Annotated in this window: 22 protein-coding genes; 13 read left to right on the forward strand and 9 right to left on the reverse strand. The window is 68.2% G+C overall.

The window, feature by feature from the left end; genetic code table 11:
- The first annotated feature begins 126 nt into the window (after positions 1-126).
- Positions 127-1,446: a putative zinc-binding metallopeptidase gene (locus ACCD11_RS21970; RefSeq protein ID WP_007837656.1), complete on the forward strand. Its 1,320-nt coding sequence runs from the start codon at positions 127-129 to the stop codon at positions 1,444-1,446.
- Here the strand turns inward: ACCD11_RS21970 and ACCD11_RS21975 are convergent.
- The 4 genes from ACCD11_RS21975 to ACCD11_RS21990 form a co-directional block, all read right to left on the reverse strand.
- Positions 1,437-1,673, reverse strand: a complete 237-nt coding sequence (locus ACCD11_RS21975) for a cysteine-rich CWC family protein (RefSeq protein WP_007837657.1) — start codon at positions 1,671-1,673, stop codon at positions 1,437-1,439. The genes ACCD11_RS21970 and ACCD11_RS21975 overlap by 10 nt on opposite strands.
- Positions 1,670-2,926 (reverse strand): 6-phosphofructokinase, encoded by a 1,257-nt coding sequence (locus ACCD11_RS21980; RefSeq protein WP_413315459.1) that lies wholly within the window; start codon positions 2,924-2,926, stop codon positions 1,670-1,672. The genes ACCD11_RS21975 and ACCD11_RS21980 overlap by 4 nt, the downstream gene beginning before the upstream one ends.
- Positions 2,927-2,981: 55 nt before the next feature.
- Positions 2,982-3,785 carry an enoyl-CoA hydratase-related protein gene (locus ACCD11_RS21985; protein ID WP_413315460.1) on the reverse strand — a complete coding sequence of 268 codons (804 nt, stop codon included), beginning with the start codon at positions 3,783-3,785 and terminating at the stop codon, positions 2,982-2,984.
- A gap of 65 nt (positions 3,786-3,850) precedes the next feature.
- Entirely contained in the window at positions 3,851-4,174 is a 324-nt protein-coding gene (locus ACCD11_RS21990; RefSeq protein ID WP_413315461.1) for a DUF2917 domain-containing protein, read from the reverse strand.
- Between the two features lie 82 nt (positions 4,175-4,256).
- Here ACCD11_RS21990 and ACCD11_RS21995 point away from each other — a divergent pair, with 82 nt between their 5' ends.
- A complete protein-coding gene (locus ACCD11_RS21995; RefSeq protein ID WP_413315462.1) occupies positions 4,257-5,192 on the forward strand; it encodes a LysR substrate-binding domain-containing protein in 936 nt (311 codons plus the stop codon).
- 34 nt (positions 5,193-5,226) lie between these two features.
- On the opposite strand, the gene ACCD11_RS22000 is transcribed toward ACCD11_RS21995, so the two are convergent.
- Positions 5,227-5,802, reverse strand: a complete 576-nt coding sequence (locus ACCD11_RS22000) for a fasciclin domain-containing protein (RefSeq protein ID WP_413315463.1) — start codon at positions 5,800-5,802, stop codon at positions 5,227-5,229.
- 406 nt (positions 5,803-6,208) lie between these two features.
- Here ACCD11_RS22000 and ACCD11_RS22005 point away from each other — a divergent pair, with 406 nt between their 5' ends.
- A complete protein-coding gene (locus ACCD11_RS22005) occupies positions 6,209-6,424 on the forward strand; it encodes a hypothetical protein (RefSeq protein ID WP_007837669.1) in 216 nt (71 codons plus the stop codon).
- Between the two features lie 68 nt (positions 6,425-6,492).
- On the opposite strand, the gene ACCD11_RS22010 is transcribed toward ACCD11_RS22005, so the two are convergent.
- The 3 genes from ACCD11_RS22010 to ACCD11_RS22020 form a co-directional block, all read right to left on the reverse strand.
- Complete coding sequence (locus ACCD11_RS22010; protein WP_007837671.1) at positions 6,493-7,761, reverse strand: MFS transporter; 1,269 nt, start codon at positions 7,759-7,761, stop codon at positions 6,493-6,495.
- Between the two features lie 125 nt (positions 7,762-7,886).
- Entirely contained in the window at positions 7,887-10,061 is a 2,175-nt protein-coding gene (locus ACCD11_RS22015; protein ID WP_413315464.1) for a malate synthase G, read from the reverse strand.
- Positions 10,062-10,190: 129 nt separating this feature from the next.
- Positions 10,191-10,931: an IclR family transcriptional regulator gene (locus ACCD11_RS22020; RefSeq protein ID WP_007837677.1), complete on the reverse strand. Its 741-nt coding sequence runs from the start codon at positions 10,929-10,931 to the stop codon at positions 10,191-10,193.
- Between the two features lie 97 nt (positions 10,932-11,028).
- On the opposite strand from ACCD11_RS22020, the gene ACCD11_RS22025 reads away from it, so the two are divergent.
- The 5 genes from ACCD11_RS22025 to ACCD11_RS22045 all read left to right on the forward strand — a co-directional run bounded on the left by ACCD11_RS22025 (position 11,029) and on the right by ACCD11_RS22045 (position 15,763).
- Positions 11,029-11,976 (forward strand): hydroxymethylglutaryl-CoA lyase, encoded by a 948-nt coding sequence (locus ACCD11_RS22025; RefSeq protein ID WP_413315465.1) that lies wholly within the window; start codon positions 11,029-11,031, stop codon positions 11,974-11,976.
- On the forward strand, positions 11,969-13,159 hold the full coding sequence (locus ACCD11_RS22030) for a CaiB/BaiF CoA transferase family protein (protein WP_413315466.1): 1,191 nt from the start codon (positions 11,969-11,971) through the stop codon (positions 13,157-13,159). The genes ACCD11_RS22025 and ACCD11_RS22030 overlap by 8 nt, the downstream gene beginning before the upstream one ends.
- A gap of 4 nt (positions 13,160-13,163) precedes the next feature.
- Positions 13,164-14,144, forward strand: a complete 981-nt coding sequence (locus tag ACCD11_RS22035; RefSeq protein WP_413315467.1) for a Bug family tripartite tricarboxylate transporter substrate binding protein — start codon at positions 13,164-13,166, stop codon at positions 14,142-14,144.
- 41 nt (positions 14,145-14,185) lie between these two features.
- Positions 14,186-15,112, forward strand: coding sequence for a LysR family transcriptional regulator (locus ACCD11_RS22040; RefSeq protein ID WP_007837687.1), 927 nt, complete (start codon positions 14,186-14,188; stop codon positions 15,110-15,112).
- 198 nt (positions 15,113-15,310) lie between these two features.
- Complete coding sequence (locus ACCD11_RS22045) at positions 15,311-15,763, forward strand: DUF2214 family protein (protein ID WP_007829859.1); 453 nt, start codon at positions 15,311-15,313, stop codon at positions 15,761-15,763.
- Positions 15,764-15,869: 106 nt separating this feature from the next.
- Here ACCD11_RS22045 and ACCD11_RS22050 read toward each other — a convergent pair whose 3' ends face one another.
- Positions 15,870-16,199 (reverse strand): hypothetical protein, encoded by a 330-nt coding sequence (locus tag ACCD11_RS22050; RefSeq protein WP_056588666.1) that lies wholly within the window; start codon positions 16,197-16,199, stop codon positions 15,870-15,872.
- Positions 16,200-16,331: 132 nt separating this feature from the next.
- Here ACCD11_RS22050 and argS point away from each other — a divergent pair, with 132 nt between their 5' ends.
- The 5 genes from argS (at position 16,332) to lptB (ending at position 21,292) form a co-directional block, all read left to right on the forward strand.
- Complete coding sequence (gene argS, locus ACCD11_RS22055) at positions 16,332-18,017, forward strand: arginine--tRNA ligase (RefSeq protein WP_413315468.1); 1,686 nt, start codon at positions 16,332-16,334, stop codon at positions 18,015-18,017.
- A 10-nt stretch (positions 18,018-18,027) separates the two neighbouring features.
- Positions 18,028-18,795, forward strand: a complete 768-nt coding sequence (locus ACCD11_RS22060; RefSeq protein ID WP_007829865.1) for an SPOR domain-containing protein — start codon at positions 18,028-18,030, stop codon at positions 18,793-18,795.
- A 144-nt stretch (positions 18,796-18,939) separates the two neighbouring features.
- Positions 18,940-19,587, forward strand: coding sequence for a thiol:disulfide interchange protein DsbA/DsbL (locus ACCD11_RS22065; RefSeq protein ID WP_007829867.1), 648 nt, complete (start codon positions 18,940-18,942; stop codon positions 19,585-19,587).
- Between the two features lie 197 nt (positions 19,588-19,784).
- Entirely contained in the window at positions 19,785-20,501 is a 717-nt protein-coding gene (lptA, locus tag ACCD11_RS22070; protein ID WP_007829869.1) for a lipopolysaccharide transport periplasmic protein LptA, read from the forward strand.
- Positions 20,498-21,292 (forward strand): LPS export ABC transporter ATP-binding protein, encoded by a 795-nt coding sequence (lptB, locus tag ACCD11_RS22075; RefSeq protein WP_007829871.1) that lies wholly within the window; start codon positions 20,498-20,500, stop codon positions 21,290-21,292. Before lptA ends, lptB begins: the two co-directional genes overlap by 4 nt.
- Positions 21,293-21,352: the final 60 nt, after the last annotated feature.

The raw sequence follows: 21,352 nt of genomic DNA on the forward strand, positions 1-21,352 counted from the left end.
CGGCGGAATGTCTCGGGTCCGTCGTCCTACAAGCATATCGGTCTTTGCGCGGGCGGGGGCGCGACGGGTGGCCCGCACAATGCGTCGGCTGTCCCCTCAGCGTCAGGAACAAGATCGAAACAACACATGGACACCGTGCCCGACGAACAACAAGCCAACGCCCAACCGGCCCCCGCCGAGCCGGAAGGCACCCCCACGCTCGCGACCGAGCTGGCCGCGCCGACCGTGAGCCGCGCCTACCGCTGCCAGTGCGGCCGCCCCGTGTTCCTGCGCAACAGCAAATGCCTGGCCTGCCACACGCCGCTCGGCTACGTGATCGACCGGCTCGGCGTGATGCCGCTCGCGCCGGCGGTGGGCGAGGGCGCCCAGCCCGACACCTTCACCGTGTTCGGCGATCCGCATGGCAAGACCTACCGCCGCTGCACGAACCTCATGACCCCGGCAGCCTGCAGCTGGATGGTGCCTGCCGCACGCGAAGGCGAGACCCTGCCCGACGACACCCAGGGCCTCGCGCCCGGCTACTGCCTGGCCTGCAGCGTCACCCGCACCATTCCCGATCTTTCGGTGGAAGCCAACGGCGAACTCTGGGGCAAGCTCGAGACCGCCAAGCGCCGGCTCATCTCGCAGCTGCTCGCACTCGGCCTGCCGGTGGTGAGCCGCCACGCCGATCCCGTGCACGGGCTGACCTTCGACTTCCTGAGCAACATGCCGGGCGGCCCGCATGTGATGACCGGCCACCAGCACGGCGTGATCACGCTCAATGCCGAGGAGGCCGAGGACGCCGTGCGCGAGCGCATCCGCGCCGAGATGCGCGAGCCCTACCGCACGCTGCTGGGCCACTTCCGCCACGAGGTCGGCCACTACTACTGGGACCTGCTGGTGCTGCCCACGCCGTGGATCGACGACTTCCGCGCGCTCTTCGGCGACGAACGCGCCGACTACGCCGCTGCGCTGCAGCACCACTACGAACAGGGTCCGCCGCCCGACTGGGCCGACCGCTTCGTGAGCAGCTACGCGAGCACGCATCCCTGGGAAGACTGGGCCGAGACCTGGGCCCACTACCTGCACATGGCCGACACGGCCGACACCGCGATGAGCTTCGGTGTCGACGCAACCAACGTCGAGCTGGCAAGCGACCTCTTCACCACCGACGACCTCTGGCAGCCGGACGCTCCCGATGCCGGCAAGTTCCTCGACTTCATCAACGGCTGGGTGCTGCTCACCAACGTGCTCAACGAGCTGTCGCGCAGCATGGGGCAGCCCGACTACTACCCCTTCGTGCTGCCGCGTGCGGCCGTGGGCAAGCTGCAGTTCATCCACCGGGTGATCACTCAGCAGCGGCCGGGCAGTGCGCCGACGATGGTGGTGGCCAGCGATGTGGCCGATTCCGCACCCGACGAACAGGAGCAGTCACAGGGGCAATCGCAGAGCCCTGCTCAGTCCTGAGCCGGTGGTGCGCCGGTCGCGCAGCGCATGCAGATGCACGCCAGCCCGCGCATGTCTTCCGGCAGGTTCGTGAGCGGCGCCTTGCCGAAGTCGGCCTGCATGCACCAGCAGGGCGGCTGCGCCTGGCCCGTCTCGCGTTCGATTTCCATTGCGCAGCGGTTCGCCTCGCCGCACAGCGGGCAGCGCGTGGCGTCGATCAGGCCGGTGGCCGCCGCCGAAGTCGTCATGCGATCTCGAAAGCCGGCAGCTTCTTCGCCACCGCCACGTTCTGCAGCGTCACGTAGACCGGCAACCCGCCGCTGTAGTCCGGGTAGTCCTCGCCCTCGATCAGCGGCAGCAGGTAGCGCCGGCACTGCTCGGTGATGCCGTAGCCATCGTCCGAGATGAAATCGCGCGGCATCGGCTTCTCGACGTTGGCCACGGATTCGAGCGGCGCGCAGCCCAGGCGGTAGGCATAAGGCACATCGGACGTGCGCTCGATGGTGGGCATGACGGCATTGCGGCCTTCGAGCGCCAGCTCCACCGCGCGCTGTCCCAGCTCGTAGGCCTGCTTCACGTCGGTGGCCGAGGCGATGTGGCGCGCCGCGCGCTGCAGGTAGTCGGCCACCGCCCAGTGGAACTTGTGGCCCAGCGCTTCCTTGATCATCTGCGCCACCACCGGCGCCGCGCCGCCGAGCTGCGCATGGCCGAAGGCGTCGCGCGTGCCCTGTTCGGCAAGGAAGGTGCCGTCGGGGTGGTGGCAGCCTTCGGACACCACCACCGAGCAATACCCGTGCTGCTTCACCAGTTCGTCGACGCGCGCGATGAAGCGCGGCTTGTCGAACTCGATCTCCGGGAACAGCACCACCACCGGAATGCCCTGGTCCGCTGCCAGCCCGCCCGCCGCGGCGATCCAGCCCGCGTGCCGCCCCATCACTTCGAGCACGAACACCTTGGTCGATGTTGCCGCCATCGAACGCACGTCGAACGAGGCCTCGATGGTCGACACCGCCACGTACTTCGCAACCGAGCCGAAGCCGGGACAGCAGTCGGTCAGCGGCAGGTCGTTGTCGATGGTCTTGGGCACGTGGATGGCCTGCAGCGCATAGCCCATCGACTGCGACAGCTGGCTCACCTTGAAGCAGGTGTCGGCCGAATCGCCGCCGCCGTTGTAGAAGAAGTAGCCGATGCCGTGCGCTTTGAACACCTCGATCAGCCGCTCGTACTCGCGCCGGTTCTTCTCGAGCGACTTGAGCTTGTAGCGGCACGAACCGAAAGCGCCCGAGGGCGTGCTGCGCAGCGCCGCGATCGCCTCGGCCGATTCGGCGCCGGTGTCGATCAGCTCCTCGGTCAGCGCGCCGATGATGCCGTTGCGCCCGGCATAGAGCTTGCCGATGCGCTCGGGATGTTTTCGCGCCGTCTCGATCACGCCGCAGGCCGACGCGTTGATGACCGAGGTGACACCGCCCGACTGGGCGTAGAAGGCGTTGAGGATGGGCATGCGCGGCATTCTCCCGCAGCCCCCCGGCAGGCGCCAGTGTCAGGGTGACAGGATGTCAGCGGCTTTCGAAGACCGGCGGGCGTTTCTGCAGGAAGGCGCTCACGCCTTCGCGGAAGCTCGGGCGGTCGATCAGCTCGCGCTGGCGCTCGCTCTCGTAGTGCAGCTGCTCCTTCAGCGTGTGGCGCTCCGAGGCCTCGAAGGCCTCGCGTGCCTCGAGCACTGCATGCGCCGGCAGGCGGGCGAGGCGCTGCGCGATGCCCTTGGCCTCCTCCATCAACTGCTCGTCGTCCACGCAACCCCAGATCAGGCCCCATTGCACAGCACGCCCCGCGCCCACGCGCTCGTCGAGCAGCGCCATGCCCATGGCGCGCGCCCGGCCGGCGCGGCGCGGAATGGCCCAGGTGCAGCCTAGGTCCGGCACGATGCCCAGCTTGGGCAGAAAGGGCAGGTAGAAATATGCGCTGCGCGCGGCAATGGTCACGTCGGCTGCCAGCGCAAGGCCCACGCCGGCGCCGGCCGCGGGGCCATTGACGGCGGCGACCACGGGAACAGGCAGCGTGCGCAGCGCCTCGATCAGTGGATTGCTGAGCTGTTGCATCCACTCCGCCGTCTGCGTGCCGAGGGACTTGCCGTCGTCGCCCGGCGCCATCGCGCTCAGGTCGGCGCCCACGCAGAAGGCCTTGCCGGCGCCCGTGAGGATCACTGCGCGCACCGCGCGGTCGTCGCGGATGCGTTCCAGCGCATCGCGCAGTTCGACCTGCAGCTCGCGCGCGATCGGGTTGAGCTTGGCGGGAAGATTCAGCGTGAGCGTGGCGATGCCGTCGGCCAGCTCCTGGAGGATGTAGGGCTGATCGTTCATCTGGCGGTGGAGGTGGGTGCGTCGGGGCTCATGGGCATCGATGGTTCGATGCACACGAGCCCGGGTCAAGCCGGGGACAACCCGTGTGACGGAAGTCGCCAAGGCGACCGGGTGCCCGTGCCCCTCGGGAGAGGCATGGCGGCCGGCCGTGCATCCGACACGGTGATGCACGACGCCTCCAGCGCCGACACCAGCACGCGCCGGTGCTCGGTGCCTTCGAAGCGATCGCCGGGCTCCAGCACGATGTCGCGCGGGTCGCGGTCGAGCGTGACCCAGACCGAGCCGCTTCGGCATTCGATGCCCACGCCCGCGCCATCGGGTACGGCGAAGACGGAACGTTTCGGCAGGCTGACGTGGAAGCGGGAAGAAGCGGGGGAAGAGGTGCTCATGGCAAGCTCCATTGCATTCGTGATACGAATGAATATAGTGAGCCGGTCCCTCATTTGCACACGGTCATTCGGAACTCTTTGCATGCGCGTAGAGAATGTCAAACCCTCCGGCGCCATGAATGGCGAGCTGCCGCCGCTCGAATTGCTGCGCAGTTTCGAGGCGGCCGCGCGCCGGCTGAGCTTCACGCTCGCGGCCGGCGAGCTGCACCTGACGCAGTCGGCCGTGAGCCGGCAGATCCAGCAGCTCGAAGCCAGCCTGGGCGTGCTGCTGTTCGAGCGCCGCCACCGCGCGCTGTCGCTCACCGAGGCCGGTGGCGTGCTGCAGCGCGCCGTCACCGACAGCCTGGAGCGCCTGCGCGACGCCACTGCGCGCGTGCGCGCCAGTGCCGCGCCGCGCCAGGTGGCGATCACCACCACGCCGGGCTTCGCATCGCTGTGGCTCATTCCGCGGCTCGTGCGCTTCACCGGCAGCCATCCGCAGGTCGACGTGCGCGTGTCGGCCACGCTCGACGTGCTCGACCTGGAGCGCAGCCGCATCGACCTGGCGGTGCGCTTCGTGCCGATCGATCGCGGCGTCGGCGCGGCGCTGTTCGAGGAGTCGGTGGTGCCGCTGTGTGCCCCGCAGCTCGCGGCGGCCTTGCACGCGCCCTCGGATCTTTCGGGACTCACGCTGCTCACGATCGAGTACCCGGACCACAGCGAAGCACCGACGACCGACTGGGAGCCCTGGCTCAAGGTCATGGGGCTCGCCGACCTGCGCATGAAGAGCACGCTGCGCTTCACGCAATACGCCGACGCGGTGGCCGCGGCCGTGGCGGGCCAGGGCGTGGTGATCGGCCGGTTGCCGTTGCTGCAGGACCTGGTGAGAGACGGCCACCTGGTCGCACCGCTGGGCGAGGGCGCCGCGTCGCGCCGCGGCTACTTCGTCGAGATGTCGAAGCGCGCCGGGAGCAACCGCGACGCGCAGGATTTCGCGCAGTGGCTGCGCGACGAAGCGGAAGCGGCGCGGCGGACCTGAAGGCCCGTCGCGCCGGCGCTGAAGAAGGTTGCGATCAACCCGGCAGCAGCACCTTGTTCACGACGTGGATCACCCCGTTCGACTGGTAGACGTTGGCGATCGTCACCATCGCCGTGCCGCCCTTGGCATCGGTCACCATCACGTTGCCGCCGCTCATCGTCGCGATCAGCGTCCCGCCGCTCGCGGTCTTCAGCGTGGCCTTGCCGCCGCCTGCGTTGATGGCGCTCATCAGCGCCGGGCCATCCATCCGGCCGGGCACCACGTGGTAGGTCAGCACCTTGCTCAGCGTGGGCTTGTTCTCGGGCTTGAGCAGCGTGTCGACCGTGCCGGCCGGCAGTGCAGCGAAGGCCGCGTTGGTCGGTGCGAACACGGTGAACGGGCCGGGGCTCTTGAGCGTGCCCACGAGGTCCGCGGCCTTCACGGCCGCGACCAGCGTGGTGTGGTCCTTCGAATTCACGGCGTTGTCGACGATGTCCTTCGTCGGGTACATCGCCGCGCCGCCGACCATCGGGTTCGACGACATGCCGCCGCCGCTGTCGCTCATGGCCGTGCCGCTCGCGCAAGCGCCGAGCAGGACCGAAACGCCGACTGCAATCATGAGTTTCTTCATTGAAGGCTCCTGGAAAGAAAGGTTCTTGGTGGAAGGTGACTGTGGAAACCGCCAGCAGCTCGGAGGCGCGGTGCGCTTGAGTCGGATACGGCGCGGCCGCGCAACTGGATTCACGCGACGGCGCCGCGTCGGCTTCGCGCCACAACCACCCATGCGGCGCTTGCGCGTCGCATGCGGGCTCGCCAAAATCCGCCCTTCGTTTTTCAGCGACTGTTTCTTTTCACCGCGCCTGGCGACGACCAACCTCCCGGGCGACAAACCAATCCAATGAACCGTTTCCTGAACACCTGATCCGCACACCGACCGCCCCGGCCGGACGTGCATCCATGCACCCGCCCGAGGCCCGTCGACAAAGGCCCCGCGCAGCCATTCGCCGGGGCCTTTCTGTTTTTCGGAGTGTGCGCACATGAGTGCTCAACGAAAGGCCCGAGACGACGACAAGCGTCTGGGCCGGTTTTACTTTTCGGTGCCCGGCGTGGCACCTCGCAATCCTGTAGTGGCCGCGATGGCGCGCGGCGAATCGAACCAGAAGGCAGGGCGCCACCTGCGCACGCATCGCGCCGAGCGGCGTGCGCAGAAAGTTGCGCTACAGAAGGCGGCCCGCAGCCTGCAGGAAGACTGACGGCATGCGCGAAGACATGGACGAGGCCGTCGTCGCAATGATCGCGGGCGGCGTGCTGATGCTGGCGATCAAGCGCTGAGCCGCACCGGCGCCGCGCGCGGCAGCACGAGGAACGCGAGCGTGCCCGCGGCCAGCATGCCCGCGACCGTGAGGAACACCGCGCGGAACGGCTCGACGCCATTCGCCACGGCCCACGACGCGGCCACGCCCGTCGTCCACTGCATCAGCGACACGCCGAGGAACATCGCCATGTTGAGCAGCGCCATCGCGCGTCCCGTCATCGCAGCGGGGTAGGCGTTCCTGGTGTAGGCGTACTGCAGCACGCTGTAGCCCGAAAGCAGGCCGTAGAAGACCGGCAGGCCGATGTCCACCGCGCGCGATTGCGTCAGCGCCATGGCGCCGAACATCAGCGCGCCGGCGAACGAACATCCCATCATCCAGTGTGCGCGGCGTGCGCCGCCCGGGTCCATCCGGCCGAACAGCGCCGGGCTGAGCATGCCGGCGACCGTCATGACCAATGCGACATTGCCGCTGGCCACCAGCGACAGGCCGTGCCGGTCGTGCAACACCGGCCCGAGCCACAGGCCGCGCAGCGTGATGAAGGCCGCGTACGACACGCAGGCGAAGCACAGCAGGCCCAGGGTGTGCGGCATCGCGAACAGCGGCAGCAGCTCGCGCACCGCCTTGCGTAGCGACTGGCGCTCGGCCGGCACTGCCTGCGGGCTCGCCTGGTCCACCGCACGCACCGGCTCGTGCACGCGCCAGAAGATGACGATCCACGAGAGCACGGCGAACCCGGCCAGCACCGCGTACCCCGCGCGCCACGAGGAAGCCTCGATCAGCAAGGCCAGCGGCGTGCCGGTGAACAGGATGCCCAGGCCGGCCATGCTCATCACCAGTCCCGACATGGCGGTGAAGCGCGAGGCGTCGAAGTGCCGTGCGATGAACACCGTGCACACCAGGAAGGCCGGCGCGCAGCCGACGCCGATCAGCGCCTGCCCCAGCAGCAGGGCGCCGAAGCTCGACGCCATTGCGCACAGCGCCGCGCCCGCGATGGCCAGCGGAAAGGCGACCAGCACCGTACGGCGCACGCCGAACATGTCGATCGACACGCCCATCGCGAGCTGCATGATGCCGAACATGAAGTGAAAGGTGCCGGCCCAGGTGCCGAGCTGTTGTGGCGTCAGGCCGAAGTGACTGGCGAGCGGCGTTGCCATCATGGCGCCGACGGTGCGGAAGGCCTGGCTCAGGGCGAAGGCGCTGGCGAGTGCGACCAGCATCGCGGCGGCCGAGGTTGACCAGCGCGGCGGAGGCGGCAATGCCGCATTCGTGTTCATTGAAGGGAAGGATCGGGAAGAGAAGGGGGCGCCAAGAATGCTAACGGCACGCGGCCCTCATGCAGAACGGCGCCCTCGGGCGCCGTTCGTTCGCTTGAACCCCGGCAGGGTGCCGGGGATGCAGATCAGGCCTCGCCCTTCACCTTCAGCCGCCACGCATGCAGCAGCGGCTCGGTGTACCCGCTCGGCTGCTCGATGCCCTTGAACACCAGTTCCTGCGCAGCCTTGTAGGCCGCCGAGGTCGCGAAGTTGCCGGCCATCGGCTGGTAAAGCGGGTCGCCCGCGTTCTGTTCGTCGACCACCTTGGCCATGCGCTGGAAGGTCTCGTCGACCTGCGCCTTGGTCACCACGCCGTGCAGCAGCCAGTTGGCGATGTGCTGGCTCGAGATGCGCAGCGTGGCGCGGTCTTCCATCAGGCCGACGTTGTGGATGTCGGGCACCTTGGAGCAGCCCACGCCCTGGTCGATCCAGCGCACCACGTAGCCGAGGATGCCCTGCACGTTGTTGTCGATTTCCTGCTGGCGCTCTTCGGGCGTCCACTTGGCCTCGGGCGTGATCGGCACCTGCAGCAGCGCATTGAGGATGTTGTCGCGCTCGGCATCGGCGTCGATCTTCTCCAGCTCCTGCTGCACGGCGGTCACGCTGACCTGGTGGTAGTGCAGCGCGTGCAGCGTGGCGGCGGTGGGCGAGGGCACCCAGGCGGTGTTGGCGCCGGCCTTGGGGTGGCCGATCTTCTGCTCGAGCATGGCGGCCATCAGGTCGGGCATGGCCCACATGCCCTTGCCGATCTGCGCCTTGCCGCGCAGGCCGCACGAGAGGCCGACCAGCACATTGTTCTTTTCGTAGGCGCCAATCCACGCGCTGGACTTCATGTCGCCCTTGCGGATCATCGGGCCGCCCTGCATGGCGGTGTGCATCTCGTCGCCGGTGCGGTCGAGGAAGCCGGTATTGATGAAGGCCACGCGCGCGGCCGCTTCGGCGATGCAGGCCTTGAGGTTCACGCTGGTGCGGCGCTCCTCGTCCATGATGCCGAGCTTCACGGTGTTGGCGGGCAGGCCGAGCAGCTGCTCGACGCGGCCGAACAGCTCGCTGGCGAAAGCCACTTCGGCCGGGCCGTGCATCTTCGGCTTGACGATGTAGATGCTGCCGGTGCGCGAGTTGCCCTTGCGCTTGAGGTCGATGGTGGCGATGGTGGTGGTCACCACGGCGTCGAGGATGCCCTCGGGGATTTCCTTGCCGCCGGCATACAGCACGGCGGGGCTGGTCATCAGGTGGCCCACGTTGCGCAGGAACATGAGCGAGCGGCCGTGCAGCTTCACGGGTTGGCCGTTGGCGCCGGTGTATTCGCGGTCGGGGTTCAGGCCGCGCGTGAAGGTCTTGCCGCCCTTGGCGACTTCTTCCGTGAGCGTGCCTTCGACGATGCCCAGCCAGTTCGAGTACGCGACCACCTTGTCGGCCGCGTCGACCACGGCCACCGAGTCTTCGAGGTCGAGAATGGTCGAGAGCGCGGCTTCGAGCACGAGGTCGCTCACGCCGGCCGCGTCGGTCTTGCCGATGGCGGTGTTGCGGTCGATGCGGATGTCGAGATGGATGCCGTTGTGCTTCAGCAGCACGGAAGACGGTGCCGCCGCATCGCCCTGGTAGCCGATGAACTGGGCGGGGTCGGCCAGGCCGGTGCTGCTGCTCTGCAGCGCAACGACGAGCTTGCCGTCCTTCACGCTGTAGCCGGTGGCGTTCTTGTGCGAGCCGTTGGCCAGCGGCGCGGCCTGGTCGAGCACGTTGCGCGCGAACTCGATGACCTTGGCGCCGCGCACGGGGTTGTAGCCCTTGCCCTTCTCGGCGCCGCCGGCTTCGGAAATGGCGTCGGTGCCGTAGAGCGCGTCGTACAGCGAGCCCCAGCGCGCGTTGGCGGCGTTGAGCGCATAGCGTGCGTTCAGGATCGGCACCACCAGCTGCGGGCCGGCCTGCAGCGCGAGTTCGGAGTCGACATTCGCGGTGGTGGCCTTCGCGCCCTTGGGCTGCGGCAGCAGGTAGCCGATCTTCTCGAGGAAGGCGCGGTAAGCCGGCATGTCGGCGATCGGACCGGGATTCTTCTTGTGCCAGGTGTCCATCTCGGTCTGCAGGCGGTCGCGTTCGGCGAGCAGGGCGATGTTCTTCGGTGCGAGGTCGCTGACGATGGCGTCGAAGCCCTTCCAGAAGACGTCGCTGGCCACGCCGCTGGCGGGCAGGACCTTGTCTTCGATGAAGCGGTGGAGCTCGGCCGCGACCTGAAGTCCGTGGGCGGTGGTGCGAGTGGTCATGGGGTTTCTCCTTGAGAAAGATGCAATCCTGAACCGAACTTTATTCGATACTTTGCTGGCGAGTAAGGGCCGGGGGCGGGATTTATCTGTGACAAAAATAGAGGTAATCGAAGCTCTTCCGCGATGGCGTCAGACCTGCCCGGTGAGCTCGCGCGCGGCCGCGCGCACTGGCTCGATATAGCGCTCGTCGTAGCGGTGCGTGGGCATCGTCAGCGTGACGGCCGCAGCGAGGCTGCCATCGGCATGGAACACCGGCGCCGAGATCCCCGCCAGTTCGGCCGTGCGGTCGCCCACCAGCGCGCAATAACCCTGCGTGCGGATGGCGTCGTACAGCTTGCGTTCCCTGGTGCCGCGCGGCCGCTCGGCCTCGGGTCCGAAGGCGATCAGCACGCGCGCCCCCGCGCCGCGGTCGTTGGGCAGCAGGTCGCCAGCGCGCACGTGGTCGCGCACCACATGCGATGAGTCGACCCGGAACTGGCACAGCCGCACCCAGCTGTCGCCCTGGTCCTGCCGCACGTGGTACGCGGCGCTTTCGCCCGTTGTTGCGGCGAGCGCGCGAAGCACCGGCGGCACGATGCGGTCGAGCGACAGCGACGCCGCGTACAGCCCGTGCAGCCGCGCGATCTCCATGCCCAGCGCGTAGCGGCCGTCGTCCTGCCGGCGGATGAGCCGCGCATGTTCGAGCGAGGCCAGCAGCCGCAGCACCGTGCTCTTGTAGAGCTGCGTGCGCTCGGCGAACTGCGCGAGCGACAGCGCCTCGTCGCCCGGCTGGAAGGCGCAGAGCAGGCTCAGCGCGCGATCGACCGCGGCGGCGCCGCCGGGGGCGGCATTGAGGTCGGACACCGATTCGGTCAGGGCTTTGCGGGGCATGGCGTGGCTTGACATTCGATTGGATCGACTGTCTAATTCTGTTTGTTGGAATATAGTTCTATAAGATAGAACAGTCAAGCCCAAGGAGACAAGTCCGATGACACCCCCCGACGTCCTCATCAGCGAGGTCGGCCCGCGCGACGGCCTGCAATCGGTCAAGGCCACCATGCCGACGGCCGACAAGCTGCGCTGGATCGACGCGCTTCATGCGGCCGGCGTGCGCGAGATCGAGGTCGCCTCCTTCGTGCCCGCGAAGCTGCTGCCGCAGATGGCCGACGCCGCCGAGGTGGTGCGCCACGCCATCACGCTGCCCGGCCTCACGGTGATGGCGCTTGTGCCCAACCGCAAGGGCGCGCAGGCCGCGCTCGAAGCGGGCGTCCACAAGCTCACGATGCCGGTGTCGGCCAGCGTGGCACATTCGCTGGCCAACGTGCGCAAGACGCCGACGGAAATGGTGGAAGAAGTGCGTGCCATCGCCGAACTGCGCAACGCCGTCGCGCCGCAGGTGAAGCTGGAGGCCGGCATCTCCACCGCCTTCGGCTGCACGCTGCAGGGGCTGGTGCCGGAGGACGACGTGATCCGCCTTGCCGCGCAGTGCATCGAGGCCGGTGCCGACGAGTCGGGCCTGTCCGACACCGTGGGCTATGCCAACCCGGCACAGGTGCGCCGCCTGTTCAAGCGGCTGCGCGCCGAACTCGGCCAGCACGCCGGCGCGGCCCACATGCACAACACGCGCGGCCTCGGCATCGCGAACTGCCTCGCCGCGTGGGACGAGGGCGTGCGCACCTTCGATGCCTCGCTCGGCGGACTCGGCGGCTGCCCTTATGCACCGGGTGCGTCGGGCAATGCGGTCACCGAAGATCTCGTCTTCATGTTCGAGGCCATGGGCGTGCGCACCGGCATCGACCTGGAAAAACTCATCGCGGCGCGCGCGCCGCTCATGGCCGGGCTGCCCGGCGAACCGGTCTATGGCATGACGCCCGAGGCCGGCCTGCCCAAAGGTTTTGTTCAGGGCTTTGTCCAGGAAACCAGCGCACATGTCTGAAGCCAACCCACTTCCCTACGCCGGCGTGCGCGTCGTCGAGTTCACCCACATGGTCATGGGCCCGACCTGCGGCCTGCTGCTGGCCGACCTCGGTGCCGAGGTCATCAAGGTCGAGCCCATCGAGGGCGACAGCACGCGGCGGTTGCTCGGCTCGGGATCGGGCTTCTTCCCGACCTTCAATCGCAACAAGAAGAGCATCGCGCTCGACCTCAAGAAGCCCGAGGGCGTGGAGGCCGCGCTGCGCCTCATCGCCACCGCCGACATCGTGAGCGAGAACTTCAAGCCCGGCACCATGAAGAAGCTGGGGCTCGATTACGACACGCTCGCCAAGCTCAACCCGCGCCTCATCTACGTGAGCCACAAGGGCTTCCTGCCCGGCCCCTACGACCACCGCACCGCGCTCGACGAGGTGGTGCAGATGATGGGCGGCCTCGCCTACATGACCGGCCGCGCGGGCGACCCGCTGCGCGCGGGCACCAGCGTGAACGACATCATGGGCGGCATGTTCGGCGCCATCGGCGCCATGGCCGCGCTGCGCCAGCGCGATCTCACCGGCAAGGGTTGCGAGGTGCAGTCCGCGCTGTTCGAGAACAACGTGTTCCTGGTGGCGCAGCACATGATGCAGTTCGCCGCCACCGGCAAGGCGGCCGACCCGATGCCCAGCCGCATCTCGGCCTGGGCCGTGTACGACGTGTTCACCGTGAAGGACGGCGAGCAGATCTTCCTGGCGGCGGTGAGCGACAAGCAGTGGACCATCTTCTGCAAGGCCTTCGGCCTCGAGGAGATGCTGGCCGACCCGCGCCTGAAGACCAACAACGACCGCGTGCTGGCGCGCGAATGGATGATGCCCATCCTTCGCTCGCACCTCGCCAACCACAGCGCGGCCGAACTCGCCGCGGTGTTCGAGAAGAACGAGCTGCCCTTCGCGCCCATCACCAAGCCGCAGGCGCTGTTCGACGATCCGCACCTCAACGCCACCGGCGGCCTCGCGCCGGTGCGCATGAACGACGGCAGCATGGCAAAGGTGCCGCTCATGCCGTTCACGCTGGCCGGCGAACGCCCGGGCATCCGCCTGCAGCCGCCGCGCGTGGGCGAGCACGGCCGCGAGCTGCTGAAAGAAGTGGGCTACAGCGACGAGGAAATCGCCGCGCTCCAAACGCACAACATCACCCTCGGAGACTGAACTCATGTTTTCCAATGCACGGCGCGCCTTTCTGGCGTGCGCCGCGGCCGCCGCATGGCTGAACGCCGCACCTGCCTTCGCCGACACCGCCTGGCCCGACAAGCCGGTGCGGCTCATCGTTCCCTACACGCCCGGCGGCGCCACCGACATCGTGGCGCGGCTTGTCGCGCAGAAGCTGGCCGACGACACCAAGTGGACCTTCATCGTCGACAACCGCGCGGGCGGCAACGGCAACATCGGCATGGACGTGGTGGCCAAGGCCAAGCCCGACGGCTACACCATCGGCCTGGGCCAGACCGCCAACCTCGCGATCAACCCGACGCTTTTTCCGAAGATGCCCTACGACGCATTGAAGGACCTGATGCCGGTGTCGGTCGTGGCCTCGCAGCCGGTGGTGCTGGTGGTGCGTGCCGACGCGCCGTTCAAGACGCTGGCCGAGCTGGTCGCCGCCGCCAAGGCCAAGCCGGGCGAGATCCGCCAGGCGCTCGCAGGCACCGGCACGCTGGGCCACATGGCTGGCGAAGTGCTGGCCAAGCGCGCGGGCTTCAAGGTGCTCAACGTGCCCTACAAGGGCGCCGCGCCCGCCATCACCGACCTGCTCGGCGGCCAGACCGACTACATGTTCGCCACGCCGCAGGGCGCGCTCTCGATGGTCAAGGGCGGCCGTCTGCGCGCGCTGGCCGTCACCTCGGCCAAGCGCCTGCCGGTGATGCCGGACGTGCCCACCGTGGCCGAGAGCTACAAGGGCTTCGAGGCGGTGGACTGGAAGGCGCTGGTCGCGCCGGCCGGCACCAGCCCCGAGATCGTGAAGAAGCTCAGTGCCGCCGTCGACAAGGCGCTGGCCAAGCCCGCGACCATCTCTCAGCTGCTGGCCGAAGGCAGTACGCCCGTCGGCGGCAGCCCGGAGCAGGCGGCGCAGTACATCAAGTCGGAGCACGCGCGCTGGGGCGCCGCGGTGCGCGAGGCGGGCGTGCAGCCCGAATAAAGAAGAGGGCGGAACAAGGCGGGCGATATAGTTTCCGCCCCATGGACCGCCTCAAGCAGCTCGAATCCTTCGTTTCCGTCGCAACCCGCGGCGGTCTCACGGCTGCGGCCAAGGCCGAAGGCGTGGCGCCGGCCATCATGGGCCGCCGGCTCGATGCGCTCGAGGAGCGGCTGGGCGTCAAGCTGCTGGTGCGAACCACGCGTCGCATCACGCTCACGCACGAGGGCAGTGCCTTTCTCGAAGACTGCCAGCGCCTGCTGACCGAGTTCGCCAACGCCGAGGCCAGCGTGAGCGCCGGCGGCGTCAAGGCCAGCGGCCACCTGCGCGTGACCGCACCAGCGGGCTTCGGCCGCCGCCACGTCGCGCCGCTCGTGCCGCGCTTTCATGCGCTGCACCCCGAAGTGACGATCTCGCTGAACCTCAGCGACCGCGTGGTCGACGTCACCGGCGAGAGCTTCGACTGCGCCGTGCGCGTGGGCGACCTGCCGGATTCCTCGCTGGTGAGCGTGCGGCTGGCCGACAACCGCCGCCGCTGCGTCGCCACGCCGGAGTTCGTGCGGCGCCACGGCAAGCCGAAGCACCCGGGCGAGCTCTCGCGCTTTGCCTGCCTCGCGCTGTCCAGCGATGCCTCGCAGACGCGCGGCTGGGCCTTTCGCATTACCGCCGAGAGCGGCACGCAGGAACTGATCCACCTGCGCCCCAGCGGCCCGCTCGATTGCTCCGACGGCCAGGTGCTGCACGACTGGTGCCTGGCAGGCCACGGCATTGCATGGCGCAGCACCTGGGAGGTCGAGGCCGAGATCGACGCCGGCCTGCTGGTGCCGCTGCTCGACGAATTCGCCGCGCCGCCCAACGGCATCTACGCGGTGTTCGCGGGCGCCAAGCACCTGCCGCTGCGGGTGCGGCTGTGGCTTGATTTCCTCAAGGAGCAGTACGGGAAGCCGGAATTCTGGGGCGGGAGGGCGTAGAGCGCTTTCGCCGCGTCACAATCTGTTTACATTCCAATTCCATTGACGCTCCACCCACGCTGAAGGTGATTGCGGCTTCTTCGCGGAACACCGAGGGACCGGCTTTGCCGGGCCTCAGGTGTTGCCCCCGGCAGGGGAAGGAGAAGCGACACGAAGTGCGCGAAGCCTGGGGGCGAGTCACAGCCTTGAAAGCCAACGATGACGCTCGAAGCCATCCTCGCCTATCTGCATTTGCTCGCCATCCTGACGATGGTCGTTTTCATTTCCAGCGAAGCGGCGCTGTGCCGTGTGCAGTGGCTCAACGCGGCCGTGGTGGAGCGGCTGGCCAGGGTCGACATGGTCTACGGCATGGCCGCCATCGCGGTGCTCGCCACGGGCATCGCGCGCACCTGGTGGGGCGTGAAGGGCACGGCCTGGTACTGGACCAACCCGCTGCTGCATGTGAAGCTGGGGCTCTTCATCATCGTCGGCGTGATCTCGATCTTCCCGACGCTGACCTACTTCCGCTGGCGCAAGACGCTGCGCGCCACCGGCAAGCTGCCGGCCGAGGCCGACGTCAAGAAGACGCGCCGGCTGGTGATGATCCAGGCGCACCTGATCGCGCTGATTCCGCTGGTGGCGGTGTTCCTGGCGCGGGGCTTCGGCAAGTAGGCCTCCGGGCGGGAAGAATCGCACGGGTTCGCCGGACTTCAGGGCCGGTCACGGACATGAAAAAGGCCCGCACGCGGCGGGCCTCGTTTCACAAGCAGTGCCGTTTTCAGGCCTTGGCTGCATCCGCCGTGCACTTCTTCATGAAGCTGTTCTTGGCGGCGCCGGCCAGAGCTTTGCCGTTCTTGTCGACCGCCTTGGTTGCGCATGCGGGGGTCGCTGCAGCCTTGGCTTCCTTTTCGCACTTCTTGATGGAACTGCTCTTGGCGGCGCCTGCCAGGGCCTTGCCGTTCTTGTCGACCGCCTTGGCTTCGCAGCTGGCGGCGGGTGCGGCCGCAGCGGCCGGGGCTGCCGCAGGCGCGGCCGCCTTGTCTTGCGCCTGTGCGGCACCGAAGGAAAGACAAGCGCCGAGTGCGACCAGGGAAAGGAGCTTCTTCATGGTGATATGTCCTTGCAGGGTTGAGTTGTGACAGGAGCCCCGCCTTTGGGGCCGGCCCTCCTAACGGCCGAAGACAACAATCGGATGACGATCGTTAATTGGGCCCGGGTTTGCCCCCGGTAAAATTCGCGGATGCTATTGGTCAAACAGGAGCTGCTCGCGGCGCTCGCGAACACGCTCGAATCCCTCTCGCCCGGCGCCGGCTCCAAAGCCGCGTTCGAGTCGCCCAAGGTGGCTGCGCATGGCGATTTCGCCAGCACGGCCGCGATGCAGTTCGCCAAACCGCTAGGGCGCAAGCCTCGCGAGCTGGCCGAGCAACTGAGCGCTGCGCTGCTCGCCACCCCCGCTTTCGGCCAATGGGTCGAGGCGATCGAGATCGCCGGCCCCGGCTTCCTCAACATCCGCCTGAAGACGGCGGCCAAGCAGCAGATCGTGCGCGAGGTGCTGTCCGCCGCGAATGCTTTCGGGCAGCAGCCGGCCACCGGCGAGAAGGTGCTGGTCGAGTTCGTCTCGGCCAACCCGACCGGCCCGCTGCACGTCGGCCACGGCCGCCAGGCCGCGCTCGGCGACGCCATCTGCAACCTGCGCGCCTCGCAGGGCGAGAGCGTCTGGCGCGAGTACTACTACAACGACGCCGGCGTGCAGATCCAGACGCTGGCCAACAGCACGCAGCTGCGCGCCCGCGGCTTCAAGCCCGGCGATGCCGAGTGGCCCAGCGGCGACAAGGCCCCGGCCTACAACGGCGACTACATCGCCGATATCGCGGCCGACTTCAAGGCGAAGAGGACCGTCAAGTCGGAAGACCGCGAAGTCACCGCCAGCGGCGACATCGAGGACATCGACGCCATCCGCGAGTTCGCCGTGGCCTACCTGCGCCGCGAGCAGGACCTGGACCTGCAGGCTTTCCGCGTGCGCTTCGACCAGTACTACCTGGAGTCCAGCCTGTACACCAGCGGCCGCGTCGAGGCTGCGGTGCAGAAGCTCGTAGCCGCCGGCAAGACCTACGAGCAGGACGGCGCGCTGTGGCTGAAGTCGACCGACTACGGCGACGACAAGGACCGCGTGATGAAGAAGCAGGACGGCACGTACACGTATTTCGTGCCCGACGTCGCGTACCACATCGCCAAGTGGGAGCGCGGCTTCCACAAGGTCATCAACATCCAGGGCACCGACCACCACGGCACCATCGCCCGGGTGCGCGCCGGCCTGCAGGCGGCCGGCGAAGGCATTCCCGAGGGCTACCCCGACTACGTGCTGCACACCATGGTGCGCGTCATGAAGGGCGGCGAAGAGGTCAAGATCAGCAAGCGCGCCGGCAGCTACGTCACGCTGCGCGACCTGATCGAGTGGACCAGCACCGATGCCATCCGCTTCTTCCTGCTCAGCCGCAAGCCCGACACCGAATACACCTTCGACGTCGACCTCGCGGTGACGAAAAACAACGACAACCCGGTTTATTACGTGCAGTACGCGCATGCGCGCATCTGCTCGGTGCTGGCCGGCTGGGGCGGCGACGCCGCCACGCTCAAGGACGTCGACCTGTCGCCGCTCGAAAGCCCGGCCGCCCAGGCGCTGATGCTGCTGCTGGCCAAGTACCCGGCCATGCTGACGGCCGCGGCCAAGGATTTTGCCCCGCACGACGTCACGTTCTACCTGCGCGAGCTGGCCGCCAGCTACCACAGCTACTACGACGCCGAGCGCATCCTGGTCGACGACGAAAAGGTCAAGCTGGCCCGCCTGGCGCTGGTCGCCGCGACCGCGCAGGTGCTGCACAATGGCCTCGCGATTCTCGGCGTCAGTGCGCCGAGCAAGATGTGAACTCCTCACCATGAAGAAGACAACCAGACAACGCGGCAACATCGTCATCGGCCTGATCATCGGGCTGGTGCTCGGCCTGGGCGTCGCGCTGGGCATCGCGGTCTACGTGACCAAGGTGCCGATCCCGTTCGTGACCAAGACGCAGCGCGGCGGCGCCGAGCAGGACGAGGCCGAAGCCCGCAAGAACCGCGACTGGGACCCGAACGCGCCGCTGGCCGGCAAGGCCGGCGCCGCCAAGCCCGCGCCGGCGGCCCCGGCCGCCCCAGTCAATCCCGTCACCGGCGAGCCGGCAACCACCGCCGTGGCCCCGGCTACCGCCCCGCCCACGACCGCACCCCCCGTGCCCGTGGTGGTGGCGCCCAAGCCGCCGCGCCCTGCGCCGGTGCCGGCCGAAGCCAACTCCCTGCCGGCATCGAACGATCCGCTCGGCGACCTCGCCCGCGCGCGCTCGGGCAACGTTTCGGGCTCCGGCACGACCACTGCCTCGGCCGCGCCGAGCAGCAGCAACAACAGCAACGCCAGCAGCAGTTCAGGCGCCGATCCGTTCATGTACTTCGTGCAGGCCGGCGCCTTCCGCACCACCGACGACGCCGAGGCGCAGCGCGCCAAGCTGTCGCTGATGGGCGTCGAGGCCAAGGTCACCGAGCGCGAGCAGGCGGGCCGCACCGTCTACCGCGTGCGCGCCGGCCCCTTCAACAAGAAGGACGACGCCGATCGCCTCAAGGAGCGGCTCGACGGCGGCGGCATGGATTCGGCGCTGGTTCGCGTGCAGCGCTGACCCGGCGGCCGACACGAATAGCCCCTAAGCTTCGCGCCGCGGCATTTGCCGCCACCATTCATCGTTGCCCTGGGCGCGCCGGGTGCGGGGGAACTCCCCGCCGCGCGCCGGCTCAGTCTGCGTACCAACTGGAGAACCTTTTCAATGAAACGTCGTGACTTTTCGCTGGCCGCCACTTCGCTGGGCCTGCTTTCGCTGGCTGGCAACACCGCGCACGCCCAGGCGCGCGCGCCCAAGGCCGGCACCGAGTACCTGGCGCTCGACAAGCGCGTACCGGTCGACGCGCCAGCCGGCAAGATCGAAGTGGTCGAGTTCTTCTCGTACAACTGCCCGCACTGCAACGACTTCGAACCGGCGCTGGAAGCCTGGCTCAAGACCGTGCCGAAGGAAGTGGCGTTCCGCCGCATTCCCGTGCCCTTCGTGGGCAACGACGTCGAGGCCAAGCAGCGCCTGTACTATGCGCTCGAGGCCATGGGCAAGGTCGACGAATTCCAGCCGAAGGTCTTCAACGCGATCCACGCACAGCGCCAGAATGTGAACGGCGACGCCAACATCATTGCCTGGGCAGCGGCCAATGGCCTGGACGGCGCCAAGTTCAAGGAGGTCTTCACCTCGTTCGGCGTGGCCAGCAAGGCCAAGCGCGCTTCGCAGATGACCGACGCCTACAAGGTCGCCGGCGTGCCGGCGATGGCCGTGGCCGGCCGCTGGTATGTGGATGGGGAAACCGCCGGCAACATGACCAAAGTGCTTCAGGTCGTGAACTATCTGGTCGGCGAAGCAAGGAAGGGCTGACCCCAGGCTGCGCGCACGTCGTGTCGCTTCGCCTGCCCCTTGCAGGGGGCAACACCTGCGGCCCGGCGGAGCCGGTTCCGCGGTGTTTCTGGTAGAACCAGAAGGAAAGTCAAGCCCGCTTCGGCGGGCTTTTTCATCTGTGCGGGCGGGGCTGACGCAATCAGCCGCATACAATGCCGAGCAAGTTTCGTGCCTCTATGACATTGCACTCTCACCCCACCACTTCCTTCCTTCGTCGCATCGGCCGCCTGGCCGCCGGCGCGCTGTTGCTGGCCGGCCTCGCCTCGGGCGCCGCGGCCGAGACCGCCGACCGCGCCAAGCCGATGAACATCGAGTCCGATTCGATGCGCTACGACGACCTGAAGCAGACCAGCGTGTTCACCGGTAACGTTCTGGTAACGAAGGGCACGATCATCATCCGCGGCGCGCGGCTGGACGTGCGCCAGGACGCCGAGGGCTACCAGTACGGCGTGGTCACCGCCGCGCCCGGCAAGCGGGCCTACTACAAGCAGAAGCGCAATGCGCCCGACGAGTGGATCGAGGGCGAGTCCGACGTCATCGAGTACGACAGCCGCGCCGACAATGTCAAGTTCATCCGCAACGCCACGATGCGCCGCCTGATCGGCGCCACGCCGAACGACGAAAGCCAGGGCGCGCTGATCGTCTACGACCAGAGCAACGACACCTACACGGTCAACGGTTCCACCGTGCCGCCGAACACCGCCGTCAACGCGGCCACCCCGGGTGGCCGCGTGAAGACCATCCTGACCCCCAAGGCCGCGACCGCGCCGGGTGCGCCCGCTGCCGGCGCCCCGGCCGGCGCCAAGGCGCCGCCGCCGGCGCCCACCCCGGCGCCCGGCAAGGGCCTGCGCCCGAGCACCACGCTCGGTGACGAGGGAGAAACCCGCAAGTGATCGAATCCGTTGTATCGCAGGACGCCAACAGCACGCCGGGCAGCCGCCTGGTCGCGCGCGGCCTGAAGAAGAGCTATGGCAGCCGCACGGTCGTGAAGGACGTCTCGCTCGACGTGCAGAAGGGCGAAGTCGTCGGGCTGCTCGGGCCGAACGGCGCGGGCAAGACCACCTCGTTCTACATGATCGTGGGGCTGGTGCGCGCCGATGCGGGCGACATCACCATCGACGGCGAGCCCATCGCCCACATGCCGATCCACCGCCGCGCCCGCATGGGCCTGAGCTACCTGCCGCAGGAGGCCTCGATCTTCCGCAAGCTCACGGTCGAGGAAAACGTGCGCGCCGTGCTCGAGCTCCAGAGCGAGCCCGATGCCAACGGCAAGATGGCGCCACTGTCGAAGCAGCACATCGAAGAGCGCCTGTCCGAACTGCTGGCCGACCTGCGGGTGGACCACCTGCGCGACTCGCCCGCGCTGGCGCTGTCGGGCGGCGAGCGCCGCCGCGTCGAGATCGCGCGCGCGCTGGCCACCCAGCCGCGCTTCATCCTGCTGGACGAGCCCTTCGCCGGCATCGACCCGATCGCGGTGATCGAAATCCAGCGGATCATCAGCTTCCTGAAGGAGCGCGGCATCGGCGTGCTCATCACCGACCACAACGTGCGTGAGACGCTGGGCATCTGCGATCACGCGTTCATCATCAGCGACGGGCATGTGCTGGCACAAGGCACACCCTCGGAGATCGTCGACAACGCCGAAGTACGCAGGGTGTACCTGGGCGAACACTTCCGGATGTGATCGTGCGGCGAGGGTCAAGGATCATCGTGGCCACCGTCCGCGCGGAGCTTCCTCGCGGGG

Source organism: Variovorax sp. Varisp36 (assembly GCF_047304235.1).
Lineage (GTDB): Bacteria > Pseudomonadota > Gammaproteobacteria > Burkholderiales > Burkholderiaceae_C > Variovorax.

Excerpts from the sequence above, each read along its gene's own strand:
- ACCD11_RS22010 (WP_007837671.1), bottom strand. The coding sequence starts at position 7,761 with ATGAACACGAATGCGGCATTGCCGCCTCCGCCGCGCTGGTCAACCTCG.
- ACCD11_RS22035 (WP_413315467.1), top strand. The coding sequence starts at position 13,164 with ATGTTTTCCAATGCACGGCGCGCCTTTCTGGCGTGCGCCGCGGCCGCC.
- ACCD11_RS21980 (WP_413315459.1), bottom strand. The coding sequence starts at position 2,926 with ATGCCCATCCTCAACGCCTTCTACGCCCAGTCGGGCGGTGTCACCTCG.
- ACCD11_RS22025 (WP_413315465.1), top strand. The coding sequence starts at position 11,029 with ATGACACCCCCCGACGTCCTCATCAGCGAGGTCGGCCCGCGCGACGGC.
- ACCD11_RS21975 (WP_007837657.1), bottom strand. The coding sequence starts at position 1,673 with ATGACGACTTCGGCGGCGGCCACCGGCCTGATCGACGCCACGCGCTGC.
- ACCD11_RS21990 (WP_413315461.1), bottom strand. The coding sequence starts at position 4,174 with ATGAGCACCTCTTCCCCCGCTTCTTCCCGCTTCCACGTCAGCCTGCCG.
- argS (WP_413315468.1), top strand. The coding sequence starts at position 16,332 with ATGCTATTGGTCAAACAGGAGCTGCTCGCGGCGCTCGCGAACACGCTC.
- ACCD11_RS22005 (WP_007837669.1), top strand. The coding sequence starts at position 6,209 with ATGAGTGCTCAACGAAAGGCCCGAGACGACGACAAGCGTCTGGGCCGG.
- ACCD11_RS22045 (WP_007829859.1), top strand. The coding sequence starts at position 15,311 with ATGACGCTCGAAGCCATCCTCGCCTATCTGCATTTGCTCGCCATCCTG.
- ACCD11_RS22030 (WP_413315466.1), top strand. The coding sequence starts at position 11,969 with ATGTCTGAAGCCAACCCACTTCCCTACGCCGGCGTGCGCGTCGTCGAG.
- ACCD11_RS21995 (WP_413315462.1), top strand. The coding sequence starts at position 4,257 with ATGCGCGTAGAGAATGTCAAACCCTCCGGCGCCATGAATGGCGAGCTG.
- ACCD11_RS22060 (WP_007829865.1), top strand. The coding sequence starts at position 18,028 with ATGAAGAAGACAACCAGACAACGCGGCAACATCGTCATCGGCCTGATC.
- ACCD11_RS22050 (WP_056588666.1), bottom strand. The coding sequence starts at position 16,199 with ATGAAGAAGCTCCTTTCCCTGGTCGCACTCGGCGCTTGTCTTTCCTTC.
- ACCD11_RS22040 (WP_007837687.1), top strand. The coding sequence starts at position 14,186 with ATGGACCGCCTCAAGCAGCTCGAATCCTTCGTTTCCGTCGCAACCCGC.
- ACCD11_RS22020 (WP_007837677.1), bottom strand. The coding sequence starts at position 10,931 with ATGCCCCGCAAAGCCCTGACCGAATCGGTGTCCGACCTCAATGCCGCC.
- ACCD11_RS21985 (WP_413315460.1), bottom strand. The coding sequence starts at position 3,785 with ATGAACGATCAGCCCTACATCCTCCAGGAGCTGGCCGACGGCATCGCC.
- lptA (WP_007829869.1), top strand. The coding sequence starts at position 19,785 with ATGACATTGCACTCTCACCCCACCACTTCCTTCCTTCGTCGCATCGGC.
- ACCD11_RS22015 (WP_413315464.1), bottom strand. The coding sequence starts at position 10,061 with ATGACCACTCGCACCACCGCCCACGGACTTCAGGTCGCGGCCGAGCTC.
- ACCD11_RS22000 (WP_413315463.1), bottom strand. The coding sequence starts at position 5,802 with ATGAAGAAACTCATGATTGCAGTCGGCGTTTCGGTCCTGCTCGGCGCT.
- ACCD11_RS21970 (WP_007837656.1), top strand. The coding sequence starts at position 127 with ATGGACACCGTGCCCGACGAACAACAAGCCAACGCCCAACCGGCCCCC.
- ACCD11_RS22065 (WP_007829867.1), top strand. The coding sequence starts at position 18,940 with ATGAAACGTCGTGACTTTTCGCTGGCCGCCACTTCGCTGGGCCTGCTT.